The sequence below is a fragment of the Paenibacillus sp. FSL P2-0136 genome (assembly GCF_037975325.1).
In the GTDB taxonomy this organism is placed as follows: domain Bacteria; phylum Bacillota; class Bacilli; order Paenibacillales; family Paenibacillaceae; genus Paenibacillus_AQ; species Paenibacillus_AQ silagei.
Genome location: NZ_CP150244.1, coordinates 7,223,644 through 7,237,625 on the forward strand (window position 1 = coordinate 7,223,644; position 13,982 = coordinate 7,237,625).

9 protein-coding genes are annotated in these 13,982 nt (G+C 50.9%); 1 reads left to right on the forward strand and 8 read right to left on the reverse strand.

Translation table 11 applies throughout. The features are described 5' to 3' along the window. Window positions 1-23 precede the first annotated feature (23 nt). The 8 genes from NYE26_RS30960 to NYE26_RS30995 form a co-directional block, all read right to left on the reverse strand. Window positions 24-968 carry a DUF3883 domain-containing protein gene (locus tag NYE26_RS30960; protein ID WP_339252591.1) on the reverse strand — a complete coding sequence of 315 codons (945 nt, stop codon included), beginning with the start codon at window positions 966-968 and terminating at the stop codon, window positions 24-26. Then, window positions 965-2,848, reverse strand: a complete 1,884-nt coding sequence (locus tag NYE26_RS30965; RefSeq protein WP_339252593.1) for a DEAD/DEAH box helicase — start codon at window positions 2,846-2,848, stop codon at window positions 965-967. Before NYE26_RS30965 ends, NYE26_RS30960 begins: the two co-directional genes overlap by 4 nt. 5 nt (window positions 2,849-2,853) lie before the next feature. Continuing rightward, window positions 2,854-4,017: a hypothetical protein gene (locus NYE26_RS30970; RefSeq protein ID WP_339252595.1), complete on the reverse strand. Its 1,164-nt coding sequence runs from the start codon at window positions 4,015-4,017 to the stop codon at window positions 2,854-2,856. 155 nt (window positions 4,018-4,172) lie between these two features. Next, entirely contained in the window at window positions 4,173-4,652 is a 480-nt protein-coding gene (rlmH, locus tag NYE26_RS30975; protein ID WP_339252597.1) for a 23S rRNA (pseudouridine(1915)-N(3))-methyltransferase RlmH, read from the reverse strand. Between the two features lie 159 nt (window positions 4,653-4,811). Further along, window positions 4,812-6,017, reverse strand: coding sequence for a DUF4179 domain-containing protein (locus NYE26_RS30980; RefSeq protein ID WP_339252599.1), 1,206 nt, complete (start codon window positions 6,015-6,017; stop codon window positions 4,812-4,814). Window positions 6,018-6,059: 42 nt separating this feature from the next. After that, window positions 6,060-8,147, reverse strand: coding sequence for a M56 family metallopeptidase (locus tag NYE26_RS30985; protein ID WP_339252601.1), 2,088 nt, complete (start codon window positions 8,145-8,147; stop codon window positions 6,060-6,062). A 2-nt stretch (window positions 8,148-8,149) separates the two neighbouring features. Further along, window positions 8,150-8,557 (reverse strand): BlaI/MecI/CopY family transcriptional regulator, encoded by a 408-nt coding sequence (locus NYE26_RS30990; protein WP_339257674.1) that lies wholly within the window; start codon window positions 8,555-8,557, stop codon window positions 8,150-8,152. Window positions 8,558-8,819: 262 nt separating this feature from the next. Then, entirely contained in the window at window positions 8,820-11,336 is a 2,517-nt protein-coding gene (locus NYE26_RS30995; protein ID WP_339257676.1) for an S-layer homology domain-containing protein, read from the reverse strand. Window positions 11,337-11,610: 274 nt separating this feature from the next. On the opposite strand from NYE26_RS30995, the gene NYE26_RS31000 reads away from it, so the two are divergent. Further along, entirely contained in the window at window positions 11,611-13,971 is a 2,361-nt protein-coding gene (locus tag NYE26_RS31000) for an AraC family transcriptional regulator (RefSeq protein ID WP_339252602.1), read from the forward strand. Window positions 13,972-13,982 lie beyond the last annotated feature (11 nt).

The window sequence follows — 13,982 nt, forward strand, 5'->3', positions numbered from 1 at the left end:
TCACCTGATTCATAACTGATTTCTCAAAAAGACACTTTATATTGAGTCGGCTCCATAAGTGCATATAAGGAAAGGTACGAAAAGGGGTCCTGAATTATATCGATAATTGGATCTACTATCGGATCGGTCTGATTGACTAAATACAAAAAATATTGGCTCCCTAGCACTTTGGCTACTTCCAATTCATGACGAGACCAATAAAAAGAGCGATCTGGTCCGACACTTTTCACTTCAATATATCGGTTCGGATCAGGCGATGAAGATGAAAATGATAATATGTCATACCCCGCGTTCACTAACCGGTCCGATACACGTTCTGCGCGGTTTGACTCTTCAACAAGTCCCAATTGTAGTAACCGTCTCTTTTCAATGCGTAGCGCATTCTCTTCTGCTTCCAAGCCTGCTTGCAATTGTAACTCCAATTTAACCTGCAGTTCTTCTAGCGTTAATGGCGGTTGCTCTATTGAATAGGCACGTATCCAAGCGTGTTCACCACTCAGCTCTAAATAATCACCAGACTGTATTACGACACCAAGATAGAGCATTTCTTCCGTCCACTGTTGCAGTGGTTTAATGATTAGCGAACGGATGATCTGTTGTTTGCCTGAATCTACTGTGGAAAAATATCCTATCCACTTTCGGCTTTTCTCGCCCGCCGCAGGGAAATACCATGATGCCAGGAGCTTTTTTTGTCCGTCGTTCAGATCATAACCACCACCACCAACTTCGCCGGTTGCCAACAAACGATTGCCACGTGGTAGCACGTAAACTTGATGTTGATCATCAATCCCGAGTAGGTTCAAACAAAATAAAAGCTCCAATGTAGGCTGGGCTTTAGTTTTTCTACCACCAAGGAAAGCCCCCTCCAATATCCGAAGAAGATGGCTTCGGGTGATATGGCACTGGTATTTACTCTCATACTCCTCCACGGTGCGAATTGTCCACAGCAGGTCGCAGAACTTCTTCATGGACGCTTACTCCTGATGTGTTGAATCACAGTGTCAAAATCTTTTTGAAGCTCTGTTTCCTGATTCCACTCATTCTGTTCCAGATCTAGAGAACCAATCGGCATGTCCATATCGATGACACTACGCATTAACCATGCCTTTTCCTGTAGCCGCTGATGGATGACTTCATCGACTGTCCCTTCACTCTCGATAAAATAATACGTCGTTAATTGGTCATCAGGTAAGCCGATCCTGTGAATGCGGTCGAGTGACTGGAGATAATGCCCACAGTTGAAGCTCCGGTCTAGGTATATCGCATGGTGGCAATCCTTGTGCAGGGAAATCGACTCCGCACATGCTGATGGATTCGCAATAAGAATACATGGTTTATCGGATTGTTTGAACAACCGAATCTGCTGCTCGCGGTTGAACTCCTCATCGTCTTCATCGCTCTTTGGCACGCCACCGAAAATGAGGTAAGTCGGGATCCCAAGGCGAAAGAAATCCTGTCGTAGCTGAAAAATGTTGTTGACAAACGTGCTCCACAATAGTACTTTGTGTCCCTGCTCAATTAAAGCTTGTGCCAGTTCAATCGCTTTTTGTAGCTTGCTTGGCTTCTCGTAAGTCGGATAATGCTCAATCAATTTGACAATATCGCCTCCATCGTATGTCAGAGGCGGAATCTGGAACTCGTGTGAAAAGTCCGCCAACAGTGCGGGGTTTGACGCAGTCTGCATGAGACGGATAATTTTTGCCCGCCGAAACCGGGCTATCTCAGCAATTTCCCTTGAGGAAAATCGCTCCAATTCCTCAAGGGTGCGTGCGGCTAAAACGTCGTAGATCTGTTGTTGTAATTCAGACATTGGCACTTTTACCCTTTGAATCTCGAAAGGAGGCAACAACAAGTCTTTCTTATTGACGCGGTAGAAGTAAGGACGGATCTTGTTCTGAATCCACTCGACATCACCTTCGTAACGTTTTACTTCGGCTTTATATTGAATCTGCTCACCAAGCAGAAATTTCCCTGGCCAAAGAAAGGTCATTTGCGAATATAGATCAAACAGTCCGTTTGGCATCGGTGTGCCCGTGCTAATCGCACGGCGTTTTGCGTAAGGCGCCAGTTTCAATAGTGCATTTGCCCACATTCCATTTTCAAATCGCTTAATGTAATGGGACTCATCGACTACCAACATGACGCGGTATCGTAGCATTAGTTCAATCAGTCGGTCAACATCGATTGCTGCCGTTTGAAAGCTAGTCAGAAAAATGTCAGCACGATCGGACATTTTGTATCTACGTTCCCGGTCCGGTCCGATAAGTCGGTAGCTTATCGCTGGTTGACCAAAACAGCCAGCATACTCTTCTTCCCAAGCCATAAAGGAACTTGGAGGACCTATTATGAGGATTTTATCGACTTCCCCCATTTCACGCCAAACCGAAAAACCTGCGTACAGCATCGTTGTTTTACCACTACCAGGAACCGAGAAATTGGCTGTATGCCACACAGCTAGCATGTGTCGAACCGCTTTCTCCTGATAAGGCTTCAACATTCTCTTAAATCCGGGTAGGTCTAGAGCATTTGCTTCGCTAGCCTCCTCTTTCACGACAAGACCCAGTTCCGACGCCGCTTCGAATACCTTTCTCTCTTCTCCGATCTGTTCGTTAAGCCGATCAAAATTGTCACTCATATGCACTGGAATTCGTTTCCGCCTGAAAAACGCAATGAGATCATCAACTGTACTCCGAATTTTAATCGGATCATCCATTATGTATTTCTGGGAGAACTCACTTTTCACAAAACCCTGCTCCCGGAACATAAGCGAAAATTGACCGACAAATAACTCGGGACGGTCGGTTACGTCGATAATAAGTACATTTTGGTCGAACTCAATATGTACCATCGGTTTTAGGCCCCCATTTGCTGCCGAATCACTTCCATCAGCTCGTCTAATTCCTCAAAGGCAGTTTTAAAATCCTGCTTGGTAAATGTATCACTGTCATCGTCCTGGATCTGAGTTAGCAGTGAAATGGCCTTCTTTAGTTGTTCAACTGGACGTACATTGTTTCGCTGCATTCGCGACAGTTCTGCTGCTGCAGTTACGTCGTTGAAAATATCCTGTGAGGTGGCACTTTCGTTGTTGAACATGTTCTGTGTTAGTACCTTATGAATCTTTTCGTTGACAAAAGCTTCGCGGATATAACGGATATGATCACGTTGTGTGATCGATTTATCGAATTCTTTGTCCAGGTTTACTTCTAGCATACGGTACATCACGTCAACCGCTTCCTGAATTTTAAAGGCGTTGAGCCCAAGCGTCTTCATCGCTGCAATTTCCTTCTGAATTTCTACAAAATGCTCGTTTAGATTCAGCAATAATGTATAGTTCTCCTGTTGGCCGATATACTCTAAAAAACCGTCAACTAGGTCGAGGCGATTTTGATAATCCTTTATTTTCTTTGCTGTCCAGTCGAGCGTTTCACAGAGCTCCTGTTCGCTCATATACTCCAATCCTTCTCTAATCTTTAGCAGATCGTTGATCGGATTGTATTCTTCCTTCAAATCGGCTTTAATCTGAAATTGTACTTCTAGCTTGTAGATCTCTTTAGCAGGCACATTCGCAGGTAATCTATGAACCAGCAAATATTGATAGCGGGAATTAGGATGTCTGGAGTTGAGACGCTTCATACAGGCCAATCGACGATTTGCATCCACCAGGAAGCCATCATGTGTGATAACGCCTGGTCGTAATTGGCTGTGACGCTCCAGGTCATCCAACAAACGTTGGGACTTTGGATTATCCGGAATCAGTAAATCGATAAAATAATTTTCATGTGCAGGGTTACGGTTGTCTAATTCAAAGCCCAGCTCCTGCTCCTTCAAGCGTTTCTCAGCGGCAAAACGGCCATTATCGATATTGAAGCTAAGGAAATTGATTGGCAACTTGTATACCGGCAATACCTGTGGCTGCCCCATAAATAGGAGCATTTCACGTGAGTTGATTACACCTTCACCGCCATTATCGATGTATTGATCGATTTCATATGCGCGTTCCGTCCACATTGTAACCATATCAACCTCTCCTTATTACTATATTTTTTGATGCCATACACTAATTTCAATATCGTTGGATTCTTCTCCTACCAGCCTCACGAAATTCTGAAAAAAAAGAACTAAGGCTTATGATCTATTATTGCAAATTCGAGGTTATTATTAGAAAATTCGCCCTACTTATGATACGGTTCCCCCCGATTAATCTTCACCGCCCGGTACACCTGCTCCACCAGAACCAGCCGCATGAGCTGGTGGGGCAGCGTCATGCGGCCGAAGCTCATGCGCTGCTGGGCGCGGCGCATGACGTCATCGGAGAGGCCGTGGCTGCCTCCGATGACGAAGACGACATGGCTCGTCCCGTAGGTGCCGAGCCGGTCGATCTCGGCGGCAAGCTCCTCGGAGCTCCAGAGCTTGCCGTCAATCGCGAGCGCAATGACATGCGCCTCGCTCTTAATCTGCGCGAGGATACGCTCGCCCTCACGCACCTTCACCTGAATAATCTCTGCGTCGCTGAGGTTATCAGGGGCTTTCTCATCCGCCACCTCAATCATCTGGAACTTGAGGTAGGGCGTGAGCCGTTTGGCATATTCCGCGATGCCGAGCGTCAGATACTTTTCCTTCAATTTGCCTACGCTTATCAGTTGAATTAACATAATTCCTCCATCGGTCTGATCTTGTCATGTCCCTGTATTTTATCACATCCCTGCCCATAACATGCCCTGCTTAGAAGACATTCCCCGCACACCCTGTACCCAACAAAAGAAGAGCCACCCTTCACGGATGGCCCTAAGATACTTCAGATAGCCTGTAATTTACTGCTTAGACATATCAACAATCAGCTGCTGTGTAATCTTACGGTCTTTCATATTGGTGAAATCCAGGCGAAGCGACTGCGGTTTATTCAAGAAGAAGTGGCTCTCTGACACGATTTTCATCTCATGGTCTGCATAGGTATAGACAGAAGCTCCCTCTTGCGATTTATAATCACCGGTTCCGTTCTTGACCAATAGCGATGGATTATATTCCATATAGAAGGTCTCCATAAACTCTCTGTTTTTAAACAATGCTTCGTCTGAGGATAGTGTGGTTATCGTCGTGAACGGTGTCAATTCCAGCTTTACTTTAATCTTGTGCCCTGCCACATCAATCGTTTCCTCCGGCGTCAGTGTACGGGTCTCCTGCTTCCAGACCTTGGGATTGATATCAAAAGCCACCTTCAGCACAGGGCTATACTTCACGTTGGACTTGATTGCATCATACTTCTTCAGCAGTTCAGGACTGTAGCTGAACGATGAGGTCTGGTCCGGGTTGTCCGCATGGGCCTTTTCGGTGGCAGCGAGCATTTCAGCATCCAGTGCCTTTAGCTGGTTCAGCTCAATGGCGGTTAATGTGCCTAGCTGAAACTCAGCAGCTACTTTTTTGGGAGGCGTGGTCAATGGACTGCTTAACCGGATTTTAGCAATTCCATATAGAATATGATCTTTCTTTGCCGGACTTGCGCCGATGACTAGAGCATCATTGAATTTCTTGCCACTGATGACCTTGCCCGTAACCGCATCAGACAATTGGAGACTATGACCCTTGGGCGGCATGAACACGAATGCTCTCTTGCTGTCAGCCTGGGCTGTAAAAAGGATGATCAGCTCATATTTGTCTGCGATGAAGCCGTTCACCGTCAACTGGTAACCGTCTTTTTTGACGACTGTGTTCAGCGGCTGCACCAGATTGTGTTTGATGGCATACTCAACCTGTCGATAACCCTGAATCTCGGGATTTACAAAGGGGGCAAGCGCTGCCGACGGTTTCGCGGCGGTTGCCGAGGCGGCCAAAGCTTGACCTGTCACGGCAAAAGGGCTAAGCACCAGCGCTGCGGTTGTCATGACTGCGACGATGGCGGTAGATAGCCGGTTCCTGGAGGACCGCCGTTTATTTGGCGCTGACCCTTGCTTTTGTTCCTGTATAGGCTGCATCTGCGCCGTATGTGAGATCCCCAGTTCATTCCACTTCATTCTAAACATTGTTGCACTCTCCTTCAATACAAGTTGGTTGTTTCATCCGGATCAGCTCTGATCCTGTCCGGGGACATCAAAGGTCATCTGGTATGTATGCTCAAGATCCTTCATTCCAGTAAGTTTCGCCGGACTCTTCATGAATTCCAGCCGCAGAGATTGCAGCTTATCCAACAAATAATAGCTTTCTGTAACCATCTTCATTTCATAGTCTGTGAACGTAATTGATGAAGTGCCTGGCTTCTGCCTATAGTCTCCCGTTCCAGTCTTGCTCCACCACAGGAATGGAGAACCGTACTTCTCATGGAATGATTTAATAAATTCCTTATTCTTAAACAAAGGTTCATCTGAATAAAAAGTGGCGATGGTTGTTAACGGTGTCAATTGTAATTTCACTCTGATCTTGTGTCCCGCTACATTAAGCGTTTCTGGCGATGTGATGGTATGCGTCTCTTGCTTCCAGTAATTTGCCCTCACATCAAAGGTTGTCTGGAGTGCCGGAGACTCCTGCATGTTGGACTCGTTGGCTGCCAGTGTGCGCAAATGGAACTCCACCTTAATCTTTGAGGGCAGGTCCGTCAAAGGAGTCGCGAACTTAAGTCTGGCAACCGCATATGCAATATGCGGCTCCGGGCTGCTGCTGCTGACCAGCGCATGGGTCCGGCCGTTGATCACCTTGCCGGTAATACCATCCGTAATGATGCATTCTACAAAACGAGGATCACCGGAGAATAGTGACCTACCGCCGTCCACTTTCGCAGTATAGAAGATAAGGAATTGGTTCTTGTCTGCCATGAAGCCTGTCACTGTGACCTGATAACCGTCTTGCTCAATCTCCGCATTCATCGGCACCAGAAGATTATGCCTGATGGCATACTCCGTCTGTTGTTCATCTATGCTCGTTAACGGCACCAGTGTCTGCCCTTGCTCCGTTGCCGTTTCTACGCGTTCCCTAGCAGCAACGACTTCTGCATGCGTGCCAGCGGAATTGGCCTCAGGTTCCGTGACAGCAGAGTCACCGGGCTCCCCAGAGACACCTGTTAGCGTCACGACGCTGAGCAGAGCGACCAGAATTACAGCTGCTGCGGAGATGCGGTAGGAGCCTTTTTTGAAGGATTGAATCATACTGATTCTTCTCCTGATCTGTTGCCGCTGGTGCGGGTTAGAGAAATAAAGATGCCCCCTCCGCTCCCGGACTCGTGAGAAGCGCTTCAGGAACTCTACCAGAGTAAGCCCGTAATCAATTGCCTCCTCTTCTCCCAATACCTCCAGCACATAGGCGTCGCACGCAACCTCCCGATCGATCTTCATCCGCCGGATCGCCAGCCACATCAGGGGATTGAACCAATGTATCGTTGCGGCTAGGCTCCCTAGCAGGTTCCACAGCATATCCCTCCGCTTGTAGTGGGCAAGCTCATGCGCGAGGATGTGCCGCAGCCGGGAAGCATCCAGTTCCCGCAGAGCTTGCTCAGGGACAAAAATCCATGGACGCATTAATCCTGACAGATAGGGGTTGTTAGCCGAACCTCCGGTATAAACAGGTATCGCTCTCCTTATTCCAAACTGGCGTCTGGTGGTAAGAACCACCTTAAGAATCTCTGGGGCACTCACCCGTCTAAGCCGTCTGCGTTCGCGGTGCATCCGCCGGATGTACAGGAGTCCATTCAGCAACATAAGCATGACGCCCAGCAGCCAGATCACAGTGCCTATCTTCATCCAGAGCGGGTAGCCTGCGGCCCCCGCAGAGCTGCGGTTAACCGTTGCCGCTCCATCCTCCTGCCGGGCTGTGTCTGTCTGCCCCTGTACATTCAGAGCGGTGTTATTAGCCGGATATGTAACCTGATCTCCCCCTCCCGGCGGAAGCTCCTGATACTCACCCTTAGAAGCTCCGGTGTCCGGCCCCTTGTCCAGGATAGTTGTTAACAAATGTTTACTATTGCCCAGAATATGCAGCATGCTGACAGGGCTGTCCGGTACAGCAGGCAATAACAGCCGGGCGATAACAAGCAGCCACAGGAGGTAACGCACCCGGGCGTTGATGAATCTTCGCAGAACATATTGAATGAACAACACAGCCAGAATCACCATGCTTGCCGCCAGTGTCTGTTCTGCGATACCGGCAAACCATCCGTAGACCATATTCATTCCTGCTTACCTGAGTTGCCGCTGGTACCCTGCGACTTCTTCTCCTTGAGCAGCTGTTCGAGTTGTTCAATCTCCTGCTTGGACAGCTCGACATCCTCCAGGAAGCTGGTCACCATTAACTGCGTAGCCCCGCCAAATACGCGCTTCAGGAAGGAGCGGCTCTCGGCCCGGACACACTCATTCTCTGACACCAGCGGATAATAGAGATAGCTCCGGCCGGATTTCTCATACGCTATCGCGTTCTTCTTAAGCAGCCGGGTGACGAAGGTGCGCACCGTCTGCTCGCTCCATTCCACAGATGCAGGCAGGAGCCGGGTGATTTGTTCCGAGGTGAGCGGATGATGCTCCCAGATAATCTTCATAATTTCCCATTCAGCTTCCGAAATCTTCGGCGTTGTACTCATCATAACAGCTCCATTCCATCGCGGCGTCTTACAATCTACAAATGTAAATACAAGCTCTGTTCTATACATTACACTTGTAGATTGAATTTGTCAAATATGCCCACATTGTAACGATTGAACGCGAAACGGCACCCAAAGTGGCTAAGTGGCCGTAACCATAGCAAGAAGCACAAGCCAGCGGCTTGTACTTCCTGCTTTCTGTCCATAAGAATTCTTACTTACAGCCTACCTCTCACTCACTTGCAGTTAACAACCCCGCTGCCTACAAGCCCGTAATCAAAGCCTTAACCGAGCTGTCGCTCTCCAGCGCGCGGATGATCACGGCCACCGCTTCGGCGCGGGTAGCCTGACTCTTTGGCGCGAATGCTGAAGCAGAGATGCCCTTCACCAGATTAGCCGAAGCGGCCTGGCGGATGGCGTCAGCTGCCCAGTAGCTGCTGCTGACATCGGTGAAGCTCGCCGGGGTGCCAGTCTGAAGCACACCGAGATTCAGCACACGGCCGATAATCGTGACCATCTCAGCTCGGGTAATGGTCGCCCCTGGCTTGAAGCTGCCGTCTGCGTAGCCGGTTAAGATGCCTTTGTCCGCCAAGGCACCGATATAGCCAGCCGCCCAATTGGAGGCTGTATCCCCAAATTTAGAGGCCGCCGATGTAGTGCCTATCCCGAAGGAGCGGGCGATCATCGCTGCGAATTCGGCTCTGGTCACCGGTGCATCCGGACGGAAGGAGCCGTCCGCATAGCCGCTGATGATCTGCAGCTTCACGGCTGTAGCGATGGTGCTGCTGCCCCAGTGGCCTGCGGTATCCTTGAAGCTGATGCTCTCATTCTTCGAAGCCGCAATAGCTTCAGTCACGGTCTTGTATACTGTCTCGCGGCTCACCACTCCGGATTGGAACGGATTAACTCCACCCTGTGGCTGTTTCTCTGGCTCAGTAGGAGTGCTGCCGTTCCCTGGTGTTGTGCCGGTGGTGGTCCCTGGTACCGTTCCGGTATTTCCAGCCGGAGTACCTGGCGTTCCGCCCGGATTGCCGCCGCCAGTTCCGCCGCTTGTCGTATCTGTAATACTAAGCGCAATCTGATCGCTCAGGTAGACGACCTGGGCGTTATATTTGCTTGGCAATCCTTCAACCTGCACGGAAGCAAACTGCCCGCTGCGCTGGCTGACGCCATGCGTAATGAGCGGAATCAGGCCGCTGCCTGGAACGTAGCTGTTCGCGAAGTTCACCTTCAGCTTCCCGTCAGCCTTCACCGCGCCCTCAACCTCAAGGATATCGTTTGCTCCAGTAAGGCCCAGTACAAGCGTACCTTCGGAGGCCTGGGTGAAGCTGCCGCCGATCACCATTTTACCGTAGACGTTCTCAACTACAGAACCGCCGGTATTCGTCACATTCCCTTTGCCGAAGGCTGTTGCCGAGTCTCCTTCCAGAACACCCGCGTTCACTTCAGTACCACCGGAATACGTGTTGCTGCCCGCCAGCTTAAGCGTGCCTGTACCCTCCTTGGTCAGTCCGCCCGTCCCGGAGATATCATTGCGCCAGCGGTCTGCGGCGTGGAAGCCGCCTTTCGCAGCGTCCATAGCTACCGTTACATGCTCAGCAAATGCACCGTACCCGTCGGCAGCGGCGAACAGGTTCAATCGTCCCCAGCCTTCGGGATCATCCAACAGTGGATAACCGGATGGGAGTGCCGTTGTTACGAGAACTGCTCTACGCTGATCCGCAGTCAAGTAAGGCAGGCGGGTCTCCAGCAAGACCTCTGCTCCCTTAGGAGCAACAGCAGGCTCAGTCGTGGAGTGAATCTGCGGGAAGCCGTAGGTCAGCCGCTGGGTATACTGGGCCTTATTCTTCGCATAATCCGTGAACCGGTCTTCTGCGGTACCCGTCTGTGTGAGCAGCACTTCATGAGCCTGAGTATAGGCCGCCTGCTTCAATGCCATATTGTCCGGGTCTGTCAGCGCACCTGCTGCGAAGGCCATGGCTGTCACTCGTCCGCCCATAACATCCAGCGGTGAGTGCATCCCGGCGACGACACGGTTGTTGCCCATCTCCGAGGCCCGGGTCATCAGCTCCTGGAAGCGCTCAGGTACAGAATATGCCAGAGCCAGGGCTGCCAGATAGGAAGCGTTGGTATGTCCGCTCGGGAAGCCGCCGTCTGTGGCAGGCGTCTTGCTCATCGCCGGCACCAGTGTCGGTACGATGACAGAGGTATCCTTCCAGCGGAACGGACGCTTGTAGCTGTAGAAGTTCTTGGCCTGGCTGGTTGAAGCATAATTGCCGCGGATGATTCCGATCAGGTCTACCATTTTGCCAAGCTGGGAATTGGAATCACCCGCCTTGTTACTGTCATTGCCATCATTGTATTTCACGGAAGTCGCATCATCTGGGATGCTGTTAATGGTCGTGTAAGTTCCTGACATCGAACGGTACAACTCAGACAAAGGTCCAAGGCCGTCAGCCGCTCCATAAGTCTGGTTCCGCCGGTCATCGTAATACGCTGCCTCCTCCTCTGCCGGAGTACGGGTCTTAGACAGATCCGCCACATATTGAATGTTGTAATCCAACACACTGCTATTCAGCTTCGTCCCGGTATCCCAAGTGACACCCGGTGTCCAGAGATCCAGGAAGCCGGAGAGAACACCGATCGAGGGGTTGGAATACACCGCCATATTCACAGGTGTGTTATTCTTATAAGTATCTACGAAATGTCCCCAAGCCGGAGCAGCTGGCAGCTCAGTTAATGAATTACCCGTGGCCGCCTCTGCAGGATGTACCGCGATAGAATTCGTGAGGAGTACCAGACCTGCCGTAACAGACAACAGCTTTCTTTTCGACTTCAAGTTCAATGTGTCAGCCCCTATCTTGTTATTTTGATTGCCTGAATCGGACTCAATATAGCACCTGCCTCCACCGCCGCTCAATAACACAATTTCGCAATTCTATGATTTTGGGAACAATTCAGCTTTTTTCCGGCCATTTAACATGGATTTAACATGAATCCCGAACAGATTGGTGAGGGGCTAGTGTATAATCCGCCTGGGAGGAGAATACATCTTGCGAAAATGGAACTCTGCCTTTGCCGCCCTAGCCGCTTCATACATCTCTGTTGTGTTAGTCATTGTCCTCTTACTCTGCTCTGCCTTCTATCTGTATTTCTCGAACCATTATAAGGAAGAGCTTCAGGGCCGCAACCGGCTCATCCTTGACAATACCGCCCGTACCCTTGAAGCCTCCGTGCTTCAGCGGGTGCAGCAGATCTATCTGGAAGTCTCACTGAACCAGCGGGCTGCGCTCCGTATGCTGCCAGATGCTTCACTTCCAGCGAATCTCAGCAAGGTGAGCAGTCTCCAGGAGTCGCTGAACATGCAGGTATCCAATCATTCGGACCTGATACAAGCCGTACATCTATATGCTCCCAGGCAGCATCTCCTGCTGTCCTCGCTGTATGGGCTGAAATTCCGTGCGGATCAGCAGGCGGGTGCCGCCTACTGGATGGATTGGGTGAACGGCATGAACCTTAATTCCCGTAACAGCCTCTGGACAGAGGCCCGGTTCGTGCCGGACGATATCGTCTCCAGCATCCCCAGCGGCAGCGGCAGCCAGCTGATCACCTATGTGCACAGCTATCCGTTCCAGTCCCCCGGGGCAGCCAGTGAGCTGCTGATTGCCATTGATCTGAAGGAGAGTGCGCTGCGCGCCATTCTGCAGAATATGATGCCTGCCCGCTATCAGAGCAGCTTCATTGCTACACCCACTGGCGGGATTGTAGCCGGATCGAATCCGGATGCTGCAGCTCAGGCTGACACCTATGCTGCCAGTATCTCGAATGCACTAGCCTCTCCTGAGACATCCGGGAACATGAGCCAGGAGATCGGGGGCAGCACCTACGTCATCTCCTATCAGGACCTGCCGACCACCGGGTGGAAGCTCTTCAGTGCGGCTCCGGCGAACCTGTTCTATGAGAAATGGCTCGTTGTCCAGAGGGTCATCCTCTCCCTGTGTCTGCTTGCTCTATTGGTAGGAATCTGTCTGTCCGGCATTCTGGCCAAATTGAATTACAGTCCGCTTAAGCGGCTGCTTCGCACTATTAAGGACCTCTACGGCCCGGGGCCTGAGGTGCCAGGAGTGCGGGGACCAGCCCTTAACGAATTCGGAATTATCGATTCCGCCTTCAACCGTCTGAACGACAAAGTGACCACACTGGAGGGGACGCTTGAGGCCAGCAGTCCGCATATCCGGCAGAACATGATCCTGAATCTCCTTCAGGACAGCCCTGCCCAAGGCAGCGTAACCATAGATCCGCAATTTCTGGGACTCTCTCTGGAGCACCGTCATTACTGCTGCCTGCTCCTCAACACCCGTGGAGCTTACGCCCGCATGAGTCTAAGTGGCTTGCAGGCAGCCATGAGCGGGATGACCGGGACGCTTGAGGCGATCCGGCTTCACGGAATCCGCATTCTGGCCGAGGAGCTGCCGGACAAGCAGACGGTTGTCATTATCAGCGCGCACGAAGCCTCCGGGACGCTGCTCGAACAGCTCTCGGACCGGATTACAGCAGCGGCGGAGCAGCAGTTCCAGCTGAATATTCAGCTCTCGCAGGGCTGCTGGGTGGATGCCATCAGCCTTCTTCACACCAGCTACGCTGAAGCGCAGACCTTAATGAAATATGCTTATTTTCTGCCAGAGAGCAGGGTCTTGAAGGACCGGGAGCTGCTGAAGAGGGAACAGAGTCTTGACGAGATTCCGCAGCCTGTGCTGATGAGATTCAAGGACAAGCTGCAGAACCGGCAGCTGGATGAGACTCTGGCCGCGCTGGAGCAGCTGATAGCCGTCATGCGGGAAGGCAGCTACCCGGCGGATTATTGCCACTTCGTGCTGGCGAACACCGTATTTATGTACTCGGATTATCTGAAAAGCATCCGCTACACCCCTTCCGCCCACGGGCCTCTGGATCTGTATAACGAATATATTGCCCTGCCGGATATCCGGCATTTGCAGGAGTGGTTCGCCGCTTCCATCGGCATCTTCATTATGGAGACGCAGAAGCGGAACAGTGACCGCGCACTCTCGACCATTGAAGCGGCCAAAGCCTATATCGGGGCGCATCTGTCCGGGGATCTATCGCTGGATGCCGTATCCGCCAAGGTCTTCATCAGTCCCAAGTATCTAAGCAAGCTGTTCAAGGAAGAGCTGGGGATCACCTACACCGACTATATTACCGGCATACGGATGGAAGAGGCCCGGCGGCTGATTGAGAACAACAACATGTCGATCGAACAGATTGCCGGTACGGTCGGTTATGGAACGACTCCCTACTTCATCAAGCGCTTCAAGGAGATCTATGGCTGTACGCCGGGGAATTATTTGCGAACCGTGAATACACTGCCGCCGCAGGCGGAGATTAGCTTGGGATAAGGAGGGTGCCT

Coding starts and splice junctions, on each gene's coding strand:
- NYE26_RS30960 (WP_339252591.1), bottom strand. CDS start 968: ATGAAGAAGTTCTGCGACCTGCTGTGGACAATTCGCACCGTGGAGGAG.
- NYE26_RS30965 (WP_339252593.1), bottom strand. CDS start 2,848: ATGGTACATATTGAGTTCGACCAAAATGTACTTATTATCGACGTAACC.
- NYE26_RS30970 (WP_339252595.1), bottom strand. CDS start 4,017: ATGGTTACAATGTGGACGGAACGCGCATATGAAATCGATCAATACATC.
- rlmH (WP_339252597.1), bottom strand. CDS start 4,652: ATGTTAATTCAACTGATAAGCGTAGGCAAATTGAAGGAAAAGTATCTG.
- NYE26_RS30980 (WP_339252599.1), bottom strand. CDS start 6,017: ATGTTTAGAATGAAGTGGAATGAACTGGGGATCTCACATACGGCGCAG.
- NYE26_RS30985 (WP_339252601.1), bottom strand. CDS start 8,147: ATGGTCTACGGATGGTTTGCCGGTATCGCAGAACAGACACTGGCGGCA.
- NYE26_RS30990 (WP_339257674.1), bottom strand. CDS start 8,557: ATGAGTACAACGCCGAAGATTTCGGAAGCTGAATGGGAAATTATGAAG.